At 69.9% G+C, this 16,441-nt stretch carries 14 protein-coding genes; 3 read left to right on the top strand and 11 right to left on the bottom strand.

Translation table 11 applies throughout. The features are described from left to right. Nucleotides 1-57: 57 nt before the first annotated feature. The 9 genes from G3I56_RS30915 to G3I56_RS30880 all read right to left on the bottom strand — a co-directional run bounded on the left by G3I56_RS30915 (nucleotide 58) and on the right by G3I56_RS30880 (nucleotide 10,299). A complete protein-coding gene (locus G3I56_RS30915; RefSeq protein WP_164414716.1) occupies nucleotides 58-1,062 on the bottom strand; it encodes a sugar phosphate isomerase/epimerase family protein in 1,005 nt (334 codons plus the stop codon). A gap of 15 nt (nucleotides 1,063-1,077) precedes the next feature. After that, the gene (locus G3I56_RS30910) at nucleotides 1,078-2,343 is read right to left on the bottom strand and encodes a Gfo/Idh/MocA family oxidoreductase (RefSeq protein ID WP_164414714.1); all 1,266 of its coding nucleotides are present in this window, start codon (nucleotides 2,341-2,343) and stop codon (nucleotides 1,078-1,080) included. A gap of 147 nt (nucleotides 2,344-2,490) precedes the next feature. Beyond that, nucleotides 2,491-3,540 (bottom strand): substrate-binding domain-containing protein, encoded by a 1,050-nt coding sequence (locus G3I56_RS30905; protein WP_164414712.1) that lies wholly within the window; start codon nucleotides 3,538-3,540, stop codon nucleotides 2,491-2,493. A 17-nt stretch (nucleotides 3,541-3,557) separates the two neighbouring features. Next, nucleotides 3,558-4,577 (bottom strand): ABC transporter permease, encoded by a 1,020-nt coding sequence (locus G3I56_RS30900; RefSeq protein ID WP_164414710.1) that lies wholly within the window; start codon nucleotides 4,575-4,577, stop codon nucleotides 3,558-3,560. Continuing rightward, nucleotides 4,574-6,151: a sugar ABC transporter ATP-binding protein gene (locus G3I56_RS30895; RefSeq protein ID WP_164414708.1), complete on the bottom strand. Its 1,578-nt coding sequence runs from the start codon at nucleotides 6,149-6,151 to the stop codon at nucleotides 4,574-4,576. The genes G3I56_RS30900 and G3I56_RS30895 overlap by 4 nt, the downstream gene beginning before the upstream one ends. Before the next feature lie 165 nt (nucleotides 6,152-6,316). Continuing rightward, entirely contained in the window at nucleotides 6,317-7,498 is a 1,182-nt protein-coding gene (locus tag G3I56_RS30890) for an ROK family transcriptional regulator (protein ID WP_164414706.1), read from the bottom strand. A 246-nt stretch (nucleotides 7,499-7,744) separates the two neighbouring features. Then, nucleotides 7,745-8,698 carry a beta-ketoacyl-ACP synthase III gene (locus tag G3I56_RS30885; RefSeq protein ID WP_164414704.1) on the bottom strand — a complete coding sequence of 318 codons (954 nt, stop codon included), beginning with the start codon at nucleotides 8,696-8,698 and terminating at the stop codon, nucleotides 7,745-7,747. Nucleotides 8,699-8,837: 139 nt separating this feature from the next. Beyond that, the gene (locus G3I56_RS43335; RefSeq protein WP_203691029.1) at nucleotides 8,838-8,987 is read right to left on the bottom strand and encodes a hypothetical protein; all 150 of its coding nucleotides are present in this window, start codon (nucleotides 8,985-8,987) and stop codon (nucleotides 8,838-8,840) included. Beyond that, a complete protein-coding gene (locus G3I56_RS30880) occupies nucleotides 8,962-10,299 on the bottom strand; it encodes an OFA family MFS transporter (RefSeq protein WP_164414701.1) in 1,338 nt (445 codons plus the stop codon). The genes G3I56_RS43335 and G3I56_RS30880 overlap by 26 nt, the downstream gene beginning before the upstream one ends. A gap of 339 nt (nucleotides 10,300-10,638) precedes the next feature. Here G3I56_RS30880 and fdhD point away from each other — a divergent pair, with 339 nt between their 5' ends. Next, entirely contained in the window at nucleotides 10,639-11,496 is an 858-nt protein-coding gene (gene fdhD / locus G3I56_RS30875; RefSeq protein ID WP_164414699.1) for a formate dehydrogenase accessory sulfurtransferase FdhD, read from the top strand. Nucleotides 11,497-11,603: 107 nt separating this feature from the next. Here the strand turns inward: fdhD and G3I56_RS30870 are convergent, their stop codons facing one another. Beyond that, on the bottom strand, nucleotides 11,604-12,035 hold the full coding sequence (locus tag G3I56_RS30870) for a MarR family winged helix-turn-helix transcriptional regulator (protein ID WP_164414697.1): 432 nt from the start codon (nucleotides 12,033-12,035) through the stop codon (nucleotides 11,604-11,606). 99 nt (nucleotides 12,036-12,134) lie between these two features. Between G3I56_RS30870 and G3I56_RS30865 the strand changes: the two genes are divergently transcribed. Next, nucleotides 12,135-13,106: a zinc-binding dehydrogenase gene (locus tag G3I56_RS30865; RefSeq protein ID WP_164414695.1), complete on the top strand. Its 972-nt coding sequence runs from the start codon at nucleotides 12,135-12,137 to the stop codon at nucleotides 13,104-13,106. 172 nt (nucleotides 13,107-13,278) lie between these two features. Then, entirely contained in the window at nucleotides 13,279-15,177 is a 1,899-nt protein-coding gene (locus G3I56_RS30860; protein ID WP_164414693.1) for a sialidase family protein, read from the top strand. A 50-nt stretch (nucleotides 15,178-15,227) separates the two neighbouring features. Here the strand turns inward: G3I56_RS30860 and G3I56_RS30855 are convergent, their stop codons facing one another. Further along, nucleotides 15,228-16,259 (bottom strand): bile acid:sodium symporter family protein, encoded by a 1,032-nt coding sequence (locus tag G3I56_RS30855; RefSeq protein ID WP_203691066.1) that lies wholly within the window; start codon nucleotides 16,257-16,259, stop codon nucleotides 15,228-15,230. Between the last annotated feature and the right edge of the window lie 182 nt (nucleotides 16,260-16,441).

The raw sequence follows: 16,441 nt of genomic DNA, 5'->3' as shown, positions 1-16,441 counted from the left end.
TACATGCGGGTGCGATACGCCGGGGTGCGCCGTCACCCCGGAACAGTCAGGAACGACTCAGTCGTTGCTGCCGAACGCCGCGTCGAACGAGGCCGACGGCGGGTCGAAGTCGTACACCTTGAGGCGGGTCAGTGCCTCGGGGGCGCCCTGGAGCCGGTCCATGCCGGCGTCCTCCCACTCCACGGAGATGGGCCCCCGGTAGTCGATGGAGCGCAGCATGCGGAAGACGTCCTCCCAGGGGACGTCGCCATGGCCGGCCGACACGAAGTCCCAGCCGCGCCGCGGGTCGCCCCAGGGCAGATGCGAGCCGAGGCGGCCGTTGCGGCCGTCGAGCCGTTTGCGGGCCTCCTTGCAGTCGACGTGGTAGATCCGGTCGCGGAAGTCCCACAGGAAGCCGACCGGGTCGAGGTCCTGCCACACGAAGTGCGAGGGGTCGAAGTTCAGGCCGAAGGCGGTTCGGTGGTCAACTGCCTCCAGTGCGCGCTGGGTTGTCCAGTAGTCGTAGGCGATCTCGCTCGGGTGGACCTCGTGTGCGAACCGCACACCCTGGGCGTCGAAGACGTCGAGGATCGGGTTCCAGCGGTCGGCGAAGTCCTGGTAGCCACGGTCGATCATCGACTCGGGGGCGGGCGGGAACATCGCGACCAGGTGCCAGATCGCGGAGCCCGTGAAGCCGATGACGGTGTCGACGCCGAAGGCGGCGGCTGCCCGCGCCGTGTCGGCGATCTCGGCCGCCGCCCGTTGCCGCACACCCTCCGCGTCGCCGTCGCCCCAGATACGGGCGGGCAGGATCGCCTGGTGCCGTTCGTCGATGATGGCGTCGCACACGGCCTGGCCGACCAGGTGGTTGGAGATCGCCCAGCACTTGAGGCCGTACTTGTCGAGGAGTTGGTGGCGGCCCGCCAGATAGGAAGGATCCGCGAGGGCCTTGTCGACCTCGAAGTGGTCGCCCCAGCAGGCGAGTTCGAGTCCGTCGTAGCCGAAGTCACGGGCGAGGCGGCAGACCTCTTCGAGAGGCAGGTCGGCCCACTGGCCGGTGAAGAGTGTGAAGTCGCGCGGCATTCTCGTCGAGCCTCCTCAGTCCGACAGGGGTGAAGTCGACAGGGATGAAGTCAATACGGGCGAGACCGATGTGGGTGAGCCCGCTATGGGCGTGTAGACGGAGTTCTTCTCCGCGCTCTCCTCCACCGCCGCCAGGACGCGTTGTACCTGGAGACCCTCCGCGAAGGACGGCCGGGGCCGGCTGCCCTCGGCTATCGCGAGGACCAGATCGCGGGCCTGGTGGACGAAGGAGTGCTCGTAGCCGAGGCCGTGACCCGGCGGCCACCATGCGTCCAGGTAGGGATGGTCGGGCTCGGTGACAAGGATGCGGCGGAAGCCCGCGTGGGTGCCGGGTTCGGTGCCGTCGTGGTAGGCGAGCTCGTTGAGGCGTTCCAGGTCGAAGGCCAACGAACCGCGTTCGCCGTTGAGTTCGATACGCAGGGCGTTCTTGCGGCCGGTCGCGTACCGGGTTGCCTCGAACGAGGCGAGGGCGCCCGAGGCAAAGCGGCCGGTGAAGACGGCGGCGTCGTCCACGGTGACCTGTCCGGCGCCGGCGGTCGCGGTGGCAGTCAGGCCACTGGTCGGGCCACCGGGCAACGGACGTTCGCGTACGAAGGTTTCGGTGAGGGCGGAGACCCCGGCGAGGAGTTCGCCCACGAGGTACTGGGCGAGGTCGACGATGTGGGCACCCAGGTCGCCGAGCGCGCCCGACCCGGCCGTCTCCTTGCGCAGCCGCCAGGTCAGCGGGAACTCCGGGTCCACCAGCCAGTCCTGAAGGTACGTCACCCGTACGTGCCGCAGGCTGCCGAGCCTGCCCTCGGCGACCATGGAACGGGCGAGCGCGGTGGCGGGCAGACGACGGTAGTTGAAGCCGACCATGGCCAACTGGCCGCGTTGCTCGGCTTCTTCGGCTGCCACGGTCATCGCAACGGCTTCCTCGACGGTGTTCGCGAGGGGTTTCTCGCACAGTACGTGTTTGCCTGCGGCGAGGGCGGCGAGCGCGATCTCGGCGTGGCTGTCGCCGGGGGTGCAGATGTCGACAAGGTCGACGTCGTCCCGTTCGATCAGGGCACGCCAGTCGGTCTCGGCCGCCGCCCAGCCGTGCCGGTCCGCTGCCGCTCGGACGGCACCGGCGTCCCGGCCACAGATCGCGGCGAGCGCCGGGCGCCGGGGCAGGTCGAAGACATGGCCAACGGTGCGCCAGCCCTGGGAGTGGGCTGCGCCCATGAACGCGTATCCGACCATGCCGACGCCCAGGACCGGCTTTCCGTCCTCGGCGGCGTCTGCCTGCGGCTGTGCCATTCGGAGGTCCTCCTCGTGGTGGGGGGGTGAGGTCAGCGGGTCGGCGCGGGTTCGTCGTGGCTGGTCGCGCAGTTCCCCGCGCCCCTTAAGGGCGCGGCAGAACCGCACGCGTGAAAACCTCGCCCCCTAAAGCCCCCGCCGGTCGTCCTACTTGAAGCCCGTGGGCATGTACTGGTCGACGTTGTCCTTGTCGACGACCGCCGAGTACAGGGTCAGGGACGACGGGATCTCGAACTCGGAGAGGCCGCCGACTCCCTTGCCCTGGCCCAGCGCGCGGGCCAGGTCGATCGCCGACGCGGCCATCGTGGGCGGATAGAGCACCGTCGCCTTCAGGACACTGTTGCCCTGCTTGATCGCCTGGAAGGCGGAGAGGGCGCCCGCGCCACCGACCATCAGGAAGTCGTCGCGGCCGGCCTGTTCGATCGCCCGCAGTGCGCCCACGCCCTGGTCGTCGTCGTGGTTCCACAGGGCGTCGAACTTGGCCTGGGCCTGCAGGAGTTGGGCCATCTTGGCCTGGCCCGACTCGACCGTGAACTCGGCGGCCTGGCGGGCGACCTTCTTGATGTTCGGGTAGTTCTTCAGGGCGTCGTCGAAGCCCTGGGTGCGCTGCTTGGTCAGTTCCAGGTTGTCGAGGCCGGCGAGTTCGATGACCTTGGCGTCGTCCACGTCCTTGAGCTGCTCGCCGATGTAGTGACCGGCGTTGAGGCCCATGCCGTAGTTGTCCCCGCCTATCCAACAGCGGTACGCCTGCGGGGTGTTGAAGATCCGGTCCAAGTTGACGACGGGGATGCCGGCGCGCATCGCCTTCAGGCCGACCTGGGTGAGCGCCTTGCCGTCGGCGGGCAGGATCACCAGCACGTCGACCTTCTTGTTGATCAGCGTCTCGATCTGGCCGATCTGGGCCGCGGTGTCGTTCGAGCCCTCGGTGATCTCCAGTGTCACGTCGGAGTACTTCTTCGCCCGGTTCTTGGCGTTGTCGTTGATCGCGTTGAGCCAGCCGTGGTCGGCCTGCGGTCCGGCGAAGCCGATGGTGACGGCCTTGCCGGGGGTGTCGGCGGCGGCCGGCTGGTCGTCGTTCGCGGCGGGCTCGTCGTCGGGCTCGTTGCTGGTGCAACCGGCGAGCAGGACTCCCGCCCCGACGGCGGCGGTCCCGAAGAGCAGTCCTCTGCGGCTTGTGAAAGGCGTCGGTTCTGGCATGGCGGTGAACCCTTCCCTCAGGTCGTGCCGGCGGTACGGCGCTGGACGAGCACGGCGGCGACGATGATCGCGCCCTTGGCGATCTGCTGCACATCGCTCTGCAGGTTGTTCAGGGCGAAGATGTTGGTGATCGTGGTGAAGATCAGGACGCCCAGCACGGAGCCGACGATGGTGCCGCGACCCCCGCTGAGCAGGGTGCCGCCGATGATCGCGGCGGCGATGGCGTCCAGCTCGTACAGGTTGCCGTTGGTGTTCTGGCCCGAACCGGACAGGATGATCAGCAGGAAAGCGGCGATCCCGCAGCACAGTCCGGACAGGAGGTAGAGATAGAGGCGCTGGCGGCGTACGTCGATGCCTGCCAGGCGGGCCGCCTCCGCGTTGCCGCCCACGGCGACCGTGCGGCGGCCGAAGGTGGTGCGGTTCAGAATCAGCCAGCCGATGATCGTCACTACCGCGAAGACCAGCACCAGTGGCGGGACACCGAGGATGTACGCGTCGCGCTCGCCCAGGTCGAGGACGCTGTCGATCGAGACGATCTGCGTCGAACCGTCCGTGATCTGGAGGGCGAGTCCGCGCGCCGAGGCCAGCATGGCGAGCGTGGCGATGAACGGCACCATCCCGCCGTACGCGATGAGCAGTCCGTTGACCAGTCCGCAGCCCACTCCGACGAGCACCGCGGTGAAGAGGATGCCCGCGAAGCCGTACTCCTGGGTGGCGACGGTGGTCGCCCACACCGAGGAGAGGGCCACGATCGCGCCGACCGACAGGTCGATGCCGCCCGACATGATGACGAAGGTCATCCCGACGGTGACGACACCGATCACCGAGCCCTGGGTGAGGACCAGTTGGAGGTTGCGGGTGTCGAGGAACTCGTCGGGCTTGGTGATCCCGCCGACGACGATCAGTGCGGCAAGGACACCGAGGAGGGAGAGGGTGCGGATGTCGGCGCGGGCCACCACGCCTCGCCAGGCCGGGAGTTGACCGGTCGACGGGACCTTGTCGGTGCTGGTGCGCGGCGGGGACACGGGCTGCGTCATGATGCGGGGCCCCTTTCACCGGCCGCAGGGCTGCCGGCCGCAGAGGATGCGCTGGCCACAGGGGCTCCTTCCATCACGAGGTCGAGCACGCGGTGTTCGTCGAGTTCGCGGGCGGGTGCCGTGTGGACGACCCGGCCCTCGCGCAGGACCAGGACACGGTCGGCGAGGCCGAGCACCTCGGGCACTTCGCTGGAGACCAGCAGGACGGCGAGGCCCTCGTCGGCAAGGCGTCGGATCACCGCGTACAGCTCGGCGCGGGCGCCGACGTCGACGCCCCGGGTCGGTTCGTCGAGCAGCAGGACTCGGCAGCCGCGCAGCAGCCAGCGGGCGAGCACCGCCTTCTGCTGGTTGCCGCCGGAGAGGGTGCGTACGGGCACGGAGGGGTTGTCGGGCCGTAGCGACAGCTCGCGGGTGGCGGTGCGGGCGGCGCCCAGTTCGGCGCCCCGGTCGATCCAACCGCCCCGGGCGAAGCGGGACATGGAGGAGACCGACACGTTGCGGGTGACGGACTCCAGCATCAGCAGGGCCTGCGCCTTGCGCTCCTCGGGGGCGAGTCCGAGCCCGGCGCGCACTGCGGCCCGCACGCTGCCCGGCTTCAACACCTTTCCGTCGACGAGGACTTGACCGGCTGTCGGCTTGCGGGCGCCGTAGATCGTCTCCAGGATCTCCGAGCGCCCCGACCCGACCAGTCCGGCAAGGCCGACGATCTCACCGGGTCGCACGGTGAGGTCGACGGGCGCGAACTCCCCTTCCCTGGCCAGCCCCTGGACTTCGAGGACCGGTGCGACGCCCGTGTCCCCCGGTGTCGCGGGGCGCTCCGGGAAAACGTACTCGACGTTGCGGCCGGTCATCAGGGCGACGACCTCGCGGGTCGGTGTGGACTTGGCGGGGAGACCGCCGGCCACCGCCCGGCCGTCCTTGAGTACGGTCACGCGGTCGCCGATGCGGCGGATCTCCTCCAGGCGGTGCGAGATGTAGACGACCGCGACCCCGTCGGCGGTCAGGTCGCCGACGATCCTGAAAAGGTTGTCGACCTCCTCCGGGTCGAGCGCGGCGGACGGTTCGTCCATGACGATCAGCCGTACGTCGTGGGAGAGCGCCCGCGCCATCGACACGATCTGCCGCTGCGCCGCCGACAACTCCCCCACCAGGCGGCCTGGTTCGACCTCCGGATGGCCGAGTCGCCTGAGCAGCGCGGCGGTCGACGCCTTGGCGGCCTTTCCCCGTACGACGAATCCGGCGGCCGTGGGTTCATGGCCGAGGTGGACGTTCTCGGCCACCGACAGGCCCTCCACCAGGTCGAGTTCCTGGTAGATGGTGGCGATTCCGAGGCGCATTGCGGCGATGGGCGAGCGCAGGGTGACCTGCTCGCCGCGCCAGCTGATCGTGCCGTCGTCGGGCTGGTGGGCGCCGGCCAGGACCTTGATGAGTGTGGACTTTCCGGCCCCGTTCTGGCCGAGCAGGCAGTGCACTTCGCCGGCCTGGACGTCGAGGTCGACGCCGTCGAGGGCCCGGACGCCGGGGAACGACTTGGTGATGCCGGACATGCTGAGCAGCGGTGGTTCTGGTGCCATGACGGTTCCCCTTGGCGGGCGTGCGGGCCGGTTGCAGGGTGGATCGCTTGCCGGGCAGGCGTTTTGCGCAGGGCAGGACAGAGCAGGGCGCTGTACTGGTGGTGTGCGTCGGGTGACGCGGATACGGAGTCGGGTGACGCGGGGAAACGGGGATACGGAGTCGGTCTACGCGGGTGAGAACAGATGGTCGCTGATGAGGCGGGACGCGCCGATGACTCCGGCGGTGGGGCCCAACTCCCCCAGCACGATGGGCAGGTTGCCGGTCGCCAGTGGCAGCGACTGGCGGTAGACCTGGGTTCTGATCGCGGCGAGCAGGGTGTGGCCGAGGCCGGTCACCCCGCCGCCGATCACCACCAGGCCGGGGTTGAAGAAGCTGACGAGACCGGCGATCACCTGGCCGGTGCGGTTGCCGCCCTCGCGGATCAGGTCGAGCGAGGTGGCGTCCCCGGCGGCAGCGGCGGCGGCGACGTCGACGGCGCTCAGGGCGCCGCTCGCCTCCCATCGGGCCGCGAGTTCCGCCGAACGTCCTTGCTGGACGGCCTCTTTGGCGTCGCGGGCGAGTGCGGCGCCGCTGAAGTGGGCTTCCAGGCAACCTCGGTTGCCGCAGGCACAGGGGCGCCCGTCGGGCACCGCCTGGATGTGCCCGATGTCGCCGGCGCTGCCCGTCACCCCGCGGTGGACCTCACCGCCGACGACGATGCCGCAACCGATTCCGGTGCCGATCTTGACGCAGAGGAAGTCGCCGACGGAACGGGCGACGCCCGCGTGCTGCTCCCCCATCGCCATCAGGTTCACGTCGTTGTCGACCATCACCGGGCAGCCCAGTTCCTGGCTGAGTGCCTCCCGTACGGGGAAGCCGTCCCAGCCGGGCATGATCGGCGGGGCGACCGGTACGCCCTCGGGAAAGCGGACCGGGCCCGGGACGCCGATACCGGCGCCGTCGAACCCCTCCGCGAGTCCGGAGGCTCTCAACTTGGCCGCCATGGAAAGGACCTGCTCGAAGACCGCGACCGGGCCCTCGCGTACGTCCATGGGCTGGTTGAGGTGTCCCAGCACTTCCAGTTCGGCGTTGGTGACCGCGATGTCGATCGAGGTCGCGCCGATGTCGACGCCGAGGAAGCGCAGGGCGGGGGCGAGCCGGATGTTGTGGGAGCGGCGGCCGCCTCGCGAGGCGGCGAGTCCGTCGGCCACGACCAGGCCCGTCTCCAGGAGCCGGTCCACCTCCACGGCCAGCTTGGACCGTGACAGGTCGATCTGGTCCCCGAGCTGGGCCCGGGAGTTGGGCCCGCCGTCACGCAACAGGCGCAGCAGCCGGGCCTGGTGGGCGTTCGCGGGTCGAGCGGTCATACGTCTCACAAGCCCCTCCCCGCCTAGTCAGGCACCAACCGGCCACTCTTTCCGGCCACTTCGCCGGGCTTTCGAGTGGAACGTAGCAGTGGCTGCCGGGGCTGGGAAGAAGTTGGGCACAGATTGGCACCGACTTCTTCCACTAAGAGGACAAAGGAGAGGGTGCCGGCAAGCCGCCAAGAAGGCGCCCCTGGGCGAGCCTCGGTGGGCCCACCCGTCCATGGTGGGCCGGTGGGCCCGCCCCGCTCACGGGCAGCGGACGACCTGTCCGGCGTACGAGAGGTTGCCGCCGAAGCCGAACAGGAGGACCGGGTCGCCGGTGGAGATCTCGCCACGCTCGACGAGCTTCGAGAAGGCGAGCGGGATGCTGGCGGCCGAGGTGTTGCCGGACTCGATGACATCGCGTGCCACGACGGCGTTCACCGCGCCGATCTTCGCGGCCAGCGGTTCGATGATGCGCAGATTGGCCTGGTGCAGGACGACGGCGGCGAGCTCCTCGGGGGCCAGTCCCGCGCGCTCGCAGGCCTGGCGGGCCATGCGCGGCAGCTGGGTGGTGGCCCAGCGGTAGACACTCTGCCCCTCCTGCGCGAACCGCGAGGGCGTGCCCTCGATCCGTACCGCGTTCCCCATCTCGGGCACCGAGCCCCACAGCACGGGCCCGATACCGGCGGGTCCGGCGGCATCCGCCGGACAGGCCTCGACGACCGCCGCGCCCGCACCGTCCCCGACGAGTACGCAGGTCGTACGGTCGGTCCAGTCCGCCACCGCGGACATCTTGTCGGCGCCGATGACCAGGGCCCGCACCGATCCCCCGGCCCGTACCGCGTGGTCGGCCGTGGCCAGGGCGTGGGTGAAGCCGGCGCACACGACATTGAGGTCCATGGTGGCCGGCGAGGGCATACCCAGCCGGTTCGCGACCCGCGCGGCCATGTTCGGGGAGCGGTCGACGGCGGTCGAGGTGGCGACGAGGACGAGGTCGATGTCGCTCGCGGCCAGGCCCGCCGCCGCGAGCGCCTTGGCGGCGGCGTGCGCGGCCAGCTCGTCGACGGGCTCGTCGGGACCGGCGATGTGGCGCGTACGGATGCCCACCCGGCTTCTGATCCACTCGTCGTTGGTGTCGACCAGACCCGCCAGATCCTCGTTGGTGAGCACCTTGGCGGGCTGATAATGACCGACAGCGGCGATGCGCGAGCCGTTCATGGGTGGGTCCCCCTTGCTGCTTTTCGGTAGCGGGATCCACCAGTCTGATGAGTGACTCACCAGTACGACGGCACGCGATGCCACAGGATTAACGCGGCCGTGTTGTCGGCTTCTATCAGAGTCCGGCGTGACCGAACACCTACCCTGTGAACAGCTGTGTCGCCTTCTGCACCAGCTCGTACACGCCGTAACAGAGCGGCGCCCCCACCCACAGCCAGGCGAACGCGATCAGGGGCCGGCGGTCGGGCGGCGGGCCCGCGCTCTCAGACGGACTGCTGTCGCTGGACATCGGCGGCCTCCTTCGGTGCGGTGACGTGGTGGCGGGGGTCGACGGGGCGGACGAGTTCGTTGGCGACGAAGCCGACGGCGAGCAGTCCGATCATGATGTAGAACGACATCCCGTAGAGCGCCGAGCCGTGCTTGCCGGCCTCCTCCTGCCGGTCGGCGATCCAGTTGACGATCAGCGGGCCGAGGACACCGGCCGTGGACCAGGCGGTGAGCAACCGCCCGTGGATCGCGCCGACCTGGTAGGTCCCGAAGAGGTCCTTCAGATAGGCGGGGACGGTGGCGAAGCCGCCGCCGTAGAAGGAGAGGATCACCAGGGCGCACAGGATGAACAGCGGCTTGGAGGAGTCCCCGAACCAGGCGATCGACGCGTACATGAGCGCGCCCACGCCGAGGTAGACGCGGTAGATGTTCTTGCGGCCGATCAGGTCGGAGGTGGACGACCAGCCGATCCGGCCCGCCATGTTGGCCGCCGACAGCAGCGCGACGAATCCGGCCGCCGCCGACACCGAGACGGGTGTGGAGCTGTCCGCGAAGAAGTCCTTGATCATCGGCGCGGCCTTCTCCAGGATGCCGATGCCCGCGGTCACGTTCATGCAGAGGATGACCCACAGGCACCAGAACTGCGGGGTCCGCACGGCGCTTCGCGCGGAGACCTGGACACCCGTGAGGGCGCTCGGCCCGCTCGCCCCGCCGACGGCGGCGGGCTTCTCGCCGCGCGGCACCCGCACCAGGAGCACCCCGAGCGACATGAACACGGCGTACGTCAGTCCGTGCACGAGGAAGGCGAGCGCGATCCCGGAGCTGTCGGAGCCGAACGACTCCAGCATCTGCGCCGACCAGGGCGAGGCGATGAGCGCGCCGCCACCGAAGCCCATGATCGCGATGCCGGTGGCCATGCCGGGCCGGTCCGGGAACCACTTGATGAGGGTCGAGACCGGCGATATGTAGCCGATGCCGAGCCCGATGCCGCCGACGAAGCCGTAGCCGAAGACGATCAGCCAGTACTGCTCGGTGGCGGCGCCGAGCGAGGCGATCAGGAAACCGGAGGAGAAGCAGACCAGGGCGACGGTCATGGCCCAGCGCGGACCGTTGCGCTCGACCAGGGTGCCGCCGAACGCGGCGGACAGGCCGAGCATGACGATGCCGAGCTGGAAGGGCAGGGCGCTCTGTGTGCCGCTGAGGCCGAGCGCGGATTCCAGCGGCGGCTTGAAGACGCTCCAGGCGTAGGCCTGACCGATGGAGAGGTGGACGGAGAGGGCGGCCGGAGGTACGAGCCAGCGGCTCCAGCCGGGGGGTGCGATGGGGGGACTCATGATCCCGGACGATAGGAACCGGCCGCACGGTTGGGAAGGCGGCCGGTCGAACTCGCCGACCGTATGCGGTGAACGGTATCCGGGCTGCGCCGAACGGTAGTTCGGACCGGACGAACGGCATCCCGGGACACACGGGGTGGCGTTCCGGCCCACGCCGCCATCGCTCCGACCCGTACCGCACCTCTTGCCGACCCTACCTCCACACTGTAGACAATATGCCGTCACCCCATTCCCTTGCGGCAGCGGAGCCCGGTGGGCCGCAGAGCCACTGCGCACGTGCAGGACAATGGATCGCGAAGGTCACCTACCAGCACGTACAGAACCGGGGCTGATCACGACATGGGACGAGTCACCGAACGACGCAAGGTGATCCGGATCCGGGACGGGGCGATCTCCACCCGACCGGACACGCTCGTCGCCGAGGAACCCATGGAGATCCGGCTGAACGGCAAGCCGATCGCCATCACCATGCGGACACCGGGCGACGACTTCGCGCTCGCCGCCGGCTTCCTGGTGAGCGAGGGCGTGCTGGCCGAGCGGCACGAACTCCAGAACATCGTGTACTGCGCGGGCTCAACGGAGGACGGCTCGAACACGTACAACGTGGTGGACGTCCGAACGGCCCCGGACGTGGTGCTGCCCGACATCACGCTGGAGCGGAACGTGTACACGACGTCCTCGTGCGGTCTGTGCGGAAAGGCGAGCCTGGACGCGGTCCGTACGACGGCCCGCCGGCCCATCGACGACGGCGCCGACGCTCCCCCGGTCCGGCTGACACCCGAACTACTCTCGAGCCTCCCCGACCGGCTCCGCGCATCCCAACGGGTGTTCGACCGGACCGGAGGTCTGCACGCGGCGGCCCTGTTCACGGAGGAGGGCGAGCTGATCGACATCCGGGAGGACGTGGGCCGGCACAACGCGGTCGACAAGCTGGTCGGCCGGGCGCTGCAGAACGGCGACCTCCCTCTGTCCCGCGTGATCCTGCTGGTCTCCGGCCGGGCTTCGTTCGAGCTGGCACAGAAGGCGGTCATGGCGGGGATTCCGGTGCTGGCGGCCGTCTCGGCGCCCTCGTCGCTCGCCGTCGACCTGGCGGCCGAGTCGGGGCTGACCCTGGTGGGGTTCCTCCGGGGCGCCAACATGAACGTGTACGCGGGCGAGGACCGTATCGCCCTGCGGGCCGCGGCCTCCCAGGGCTGACCGGCTTCCCCGCGACACGGCGGCGGGGTGCCGAACGGCGGGGAGCGCCCCCTGCGCCGGTGGGACCCCGCCTCTACCTGCCACCTGGCCGCTTACCTACCTACCGGCTACGTCGTACCCGAAACCCGGGCGAGCAGGCCCATGAAGATCTCGCGTTCCACGACCGTGAGCGGCGCCAGCAGCTCGTCGTTGGCCTTGCGCGCGGCCCGCTCGCAGCGGGCCAGCAGCCGCCGCCCGTCCGGCGTGACCGTCACCGCGTTCTTGCGCCGGTCGTGCGGATCGGGTGCGCGCACGACGAGTGAGGCGTCCTGAAGGTCGTTGAGAACGCCGACCATGTCCTTGGCGTCGAGTCCCACCCCGCGCACCAGTTCGGCCTGCGCGACCGGGCCCAGCTCCGCGACGGCGGAGAGCACCACGTGATGCCACATCTTCAGCCCCTCGCCGGCCAGCGCGGCGGCGACCAGCGCCCGCCCGCGGTCGGCGGCCCTCCCCAGGATCCAGCTGGGGAGGACGCGTATGGAACGAAGTTCGACAGACATGCGGAAAGACTAGCCAATAATCATTGGACCTCCCAATGGTTATACGTTTATCGTTGGGGCTCCCAACGGTTTCTCAGAGGTGCGAGACAGGAGGTGCTGATGCGCCGCGTTCGGTACGGGCACACCGGTGGTCCCCTGTTCCTGGAAGAGGCCCCCGTGCCCGAGCCCGGGCCCGGTGAGCTCCTCGTGCGCTGCGAGGCGATCGGCGTCACCCTCCCTGTCGTCCGCAAGGTGACCGAGGCCGCCGAACCGGTCCCGCTGGGCGGCGAGATCGCCGGGGAGATCGTGGCGTCGGGCGCCGGAGTGACCGGTTTCCGGCCGGGTGACCGGGTCACCGGGCTCTGTTTCGGCCACGGTTACGCCGACTTCGCGGTGCTCCAGGAAGTCATGGCCTCCCCCGTGCCCGACGGCGCCTCGCCGGTCGACGCGGTCGCGCTCGTCCGCAGCGGGCTGGTCGCCCTCGGCGCCCTGTCCGCCGCCCGCCCCGCACCGGGTGAAACAGCCCTGATCACGGGGGCCGCGAGCGGTGTCGGGCATCTCGCGGTGCAGCTCGCGCGGACGCGCGGCGCGTCCCGGGTCGTCGGCGCCGTCTCCGACCCGGCCAAGGCCGACTTCGTGCGCGGCCTGGGAGCCGACGAGGTCGTCACGTGCCACCGGATGGGTCAGAACGGTCGGGACAGCCAGGGTGACCGGCCGACCGAGGGGGGCCGGCAGGGCGGGTTCGCCTCCGTGGACTACGTCCTCGACGCGGTCGGCGGTGCGTTGCTCACCCCGGCACTGGCCGCCCTCACCCCCGGCGGGCGGCTCGTCGCGTACAGCTCGGGCGGCGGCACTGTCCAGGCGTACGACCTGCTGGTGGGCTCCACGACCGTCATCGGGTTTCAGCTGCGCCGAATAGCCCGCGAGCGACCCGAGTTGTACGAGCGGTGGCGCCGCGAGCTGTGGCGGCTGTTCACCGAAGGAGCCGTACGACCGGTGGTGCACGGGGAGTTCGCACTCGCGGACGCGGCCGGCGCACACCGGGTCATCGAGTCCAGGACCAACCTCGGCAAGGTTGTCCTGATCCCTTGACACACGGTTCTTGTGGGGCGGCTGAGCATCCAACTACCGTCTGATGCGCGCACGTTGGACGCAGGATGTCCAGATTTCCGGATGCCCGAATGTTCAGATGTCCAGACCTCTGAAGTCACGAACTCTGAAGTCCAGACGCATGAAGTCCAGACGTTGAAGGGCAGGGCCGCACATGCCGTCAAGTCTTCGCGCACGATTCAGATCCACCCTCACGGCCGTGTTCACCACGGCCGCTCTGCTGCTCGCGATGCCGAGCCCCGCAGGCGCCGAACAGGCCACCGAGACGGCCACGTTCGAGCAGCAGGTGCTCTTCCGGGCCTCCCAGGACCCCGGATACTCCTGCTACCGGATCCCCGCGATCGTCCGGACCCTGAAGGGCACTCTGCTGGCCTTCTCGGAGGGGCGGAAGGACAACTGCGGGGACGCCGGTGACATCGATATCGTCGTCAAGCGGTCGACCGACGACGGGCGCACCTGGGGCCCGGTCCAGGTCGTCGACGACGGCGGGGTCGACACGCACGGCAACCCGGCTCCGATCGTGGACCGGGAGACCGGCCGCATCCTCCTCGCGGAGAGCTGGAACACGGGCCGGGGCGGCGGCAACTGCCCGGTGCCGTGCGACCGCACCCCCCATCTGCAGTACAGCGACGACGACGGGTTGACCTGGTCCCAGCCGCGCGACCTGAGCGCCGAGATCATGCCGCCCGAGTGGAACTCCTGGTATGCGACGGGCCCCGTGCACGGCATCCAGCTCGCCCGGGGCGAGCATGCCGGCCGGCTCGTCTTCGGCGTCAACACCGAGTCGTGGGACGGCAGTCGGATCAGCGCCAACCACGCCGCGCTGATCATCAGTGACGACGGCGGCGACCACTGGAAGGTCGGCGCCACCGACAGCTGGCCGATCGCGGCGGACGGCACCTTCCGGCAGAAACCCTCCGAGGTGACGCTCACGGAGCGCTCCGACGGCGTGATCCTGGTCAGCGGCCGAGAACAGGACGGTACCGATCTCGGCCACCGCACCCAGGCCTTCAGCGCGGACGGCGGCAGCAGCTTCGTCACCCCCTTCCGCGCCCTCCCGGATCTCTACGCACCCCAGGTCCAGTGCTCCACGGTGGGCCTCGGCGCCCGCCTGCTGCTGGCCTGCCCGGGCGATCCCGACCGGCGCCGGACGATGATGATCCGCTCCTCGTACGACGGCGGACGCACCTGGGACAGCGTGGACCGGGGCACGGTCGTCACCCGGGACTGGTCGGGCTACTCCGACCTGGTGAAGATCGACAGCGGGACGGTGGGCCTGATGTACGAGGCCGGCACCGTCGACGCACGCGACGAGATCCGCTTCGCCCGCTTCACCGAGGACTGGCTGACACCGGCGCGCGGCCCGGACCCGACCACCCCCGACCTGGCCCCGCAGGCCCGCCCGGCCGCCGTGCTGGGCGGTGCCACGGCGACCACCGGGGTGTTCGGTGGCGGCGCACTGGAGTTCGACGGCGTGGACGACGCCGTACGCCTCCCGTACAGCGACCGGCTGCCGCTCGGCACCGAGGACTTCACCGTCGCCCTCTGGTTCCGCTCCACGGCGACGACCGGTGACCGGCCGCTGCTGTGGATGGGCGGGGTCGGCTCCACCCAGCCCCAGGTCTGGCTCCGCGCCGAGCCCGCGACCAACCGGGTACGGGGCCTGATGACCGTCCGGGACGGCGTGTCGGCCGTCAGGACGGCGTCCGCGACCTCCGTGGGCACCTACAACGACGGCCAGTGGCACTTTGTCGCTCTGCGTCGTGGCGGCGGACAGTTCACCCTCTTCGTCGACGGTACGGCGGTCAGCGTGGCGGACGTGACCGGATCCGTCAGCCGCAACTCGGTGTTCGGGGTGCACGTCGGGCAACGAGTGGACAGTCTGCAGCACTTCAGTGGTGCGCTTGATGATGTTCGGGTGTGGGACCGGGCGTTGAGCAACACGGACCTGTCGGCGGCGTCCGTGTCGGCGACGGCGGACGCGACCGCGGCGACGAGCGACACGGTTCTGTGGCTCCCCATGGACGAGGTGAACGCGAATAGCTCCACGTGACAGGCAGAGTGCTTGCCGCGGACCGGATGAACCCGGGTGCGCACCCGGGTTCATCCGGTCCGCGGCTCGGCCAGAATGTGTGAGCGTTCCGCCGTTTCCTGCTCGGTGGCCGCCGGGTCGGTGGTCGCCGGGTCGGTGGTCGCCGGGTCCTGCGAGCGGCGCTTGGCGATGACCGCGCACACCATCAGCTGCATCTGGTGGAAGAGCATCAGCGGCAGCACGGCCAGCGAGGCCTGGGCGCCGAACAGGACGCTCGCCATGGGCAGTCCGGCCGCCAGGGACTTCTTCGAGCCGGCGAACTGGATCGTGATCCGGTCCTCGCGGCCGAAGCCGAGAGCCTTGCCGCCGTACCAGGTGAGCGCCAGCATCACCGCGAGCAGTACGGCCTCCACGACCAGGAGTCCGCCGAGCCGGGCGGGGCTGACCTGGTGCCAGATGCCCTCGACCATGCCCTCGCTGAACGCGGTGTAGACGACGAGGAGGATCGAACCGCGATCGACCAGCCCCAGCACCTTCTTGTGCCGGGTGACGAACGCTCCGATCCAGCGCCGGAGCACCTGCCCGGCGAGGAACGGCACCAACAGCTGGAGCACGATCTCCAGGAGCGAGTCGAGAGAGAAGCCGCCACCGGTGCTGCCGAGCAGCGTGGCCGCGAGCAGCGGGGTGACGACGATGCCGACGAGGGAGGAGAAGGAGCCCGCGCAGATCGCGGCGGGCACATTGCCCCGGGCCATCGAGGTGAAGGCTATCGACGACTGGATCGTGGACGGGACGAGGGTGAGGAAGAGCAGGCCGATGTAGAGGTCGTGGGTCAGGAACACCGGTTCGAGTCCGCGGGCGGCCAGACCGAGCAGCGGGAAGACGACGAACGTACAGGCGAGGACCGTGGCGTGCAGCCGCCAGTGTTTCAGCCCCGCCAGCGCCTCGCGGGTGGAGAGGCGGGCGCCGTAGAGGAAGAAGAGGAAGGCGATGGCGGCCGTGGAGGCACCCGAGGCGACGTCGGCACCCGTCCCGCGCGCCGGGAGGAGCGCCGCGAGGCCCACCGTCCCGAGCAACAGCAGGATGTAGGGGTCGATCGGCATCCAGCTCGGCCACTTCAGGCGTTTCACGGTGCTCCACTACTCAGTGCGGGGACGACAGGGACAACAGGGAGGACAGCGACGACACAGGCGCCGAATACGAGGACGGTCGTGCCCTTTCCATCGTCCTCCTCCGGTTCGTGATCGGGAATCCCGCACACCGCTCTGACTGTCATCGCGTTTCG

Origin of the sequence: Streptomyces sp. SID12488, assembly GCF_010548275.1 — a bacterium.
Taxonomy (GTDB): Bacteria; Actinomycetota; Actinomycetes; order Streptomycetales; family Streptomycetaceae; genus Streptomyces.
The sequence above is the reverse complement of the archived record's forward strand: the minus strand, read 5'-3'. Positions and strand labels throughout refer to the sequence as shown.

Bases quoted from the DNA above. Each gene is read 5' to 3' on its own strand.
- G3I56_RS30915 (WP_164414716.1), bottom strand. From the start codon at position 1,062: ATGCCGCGCGACTTCACACTCTTCACCGGCCAGTGGGCCGACCTGCCT.
- G3I56_RS30910 (WP_164414714.1), bottom strand. From the start codon at position 2,343: ATGGCACAGCCGCAGGCAGACGCCGCCGAGGACGGAAAGCCGGTCCTG.
- G3I56_RS30905 (WP_164414712.1), bottom strand. From the start codon at position 3,540: ATGCCAGAACCGACGCCTTTCACAAGCCGCAGAGGACTGCTCTTCGGG.
- G3I56_RS30900 (WP_164414710.1), bottom strand. From the start codon at position 4,577: ATGACGCAGCCCGTGTCCCCGCCGCGCACCAGCACCGACAAGGTCCCG.
- G3I56_RS30895 (WP_164414708.1), bottom strand. From the start codon at position 6,151: ATGGCACCAGAACCACCGCTGCTCAGCATGTCCGGCATCACCAAGTCG.
- G3I56_RS30890 (WP_164414706.1), bottom strand. From the start codon at position 7,498: ATGACCGCTCGACCCGCGAACGCCCACCAGGCCCGGCTGCTGCGCCTG.
- G3I56_RS30885 (WP_164414704.1), bottom strand. From the start codon at position 8,698: ATGAACGGCTCGCGCATCGCCGCTGTCGGTCATTATCAGCCCGCCAAG.
- G3I56_RS43335 (WP_203691029.1), bottom strand. From the start codon at position 8,987: ATGTCCAGCGACAGCAGTCCGTCTGAGAGCGCGGGCCCGCCGCCCGAC.
- G3I56_RS30880 (WP_164414701.1), bottom strand. From the start codon at position 10,299: ATGAGTCCCCCCATCGCACCCCCCGGCTGGAGCCGCTGGCTCGTACCT.
- fdhD (WP_164414699.1), top strand. From the start codon at position 10,639: ATGGGACGAGTCACCGAACGACGCAAGGTGATCCGGATCCGGGACGGG.
- G3I56_RS30870 (WP_164414697.1), bottom strand. From the start codon at position 12,035: ATGTCTGTCGAACTTCGTTCCATACGCGTCCTCCCCAGCTGGATCCTG.
- G3I56_RS30865 (WP_164414695.1), top strand. From the start codon at position 12,135: ATGCGCCGCGTTCGGTACGGGCACACCGGTGGTCCCCTGTTCCTGGAA.
- G3I56_RS30860 (WP_164414693.1), top strand. From the start codon at position 13,279: ATGCCGTCAAGTCTTCGCGCACGATTCAGATCCACCCTCACGGCCGTG.
- G3I56_RS30855 (WP_203691066.1), bottom strand. From the start codon at position 16,259: ATGCCGATCGACCCCTACATCCTGCTGTTGCTCGGGACGGTGGGCCTC.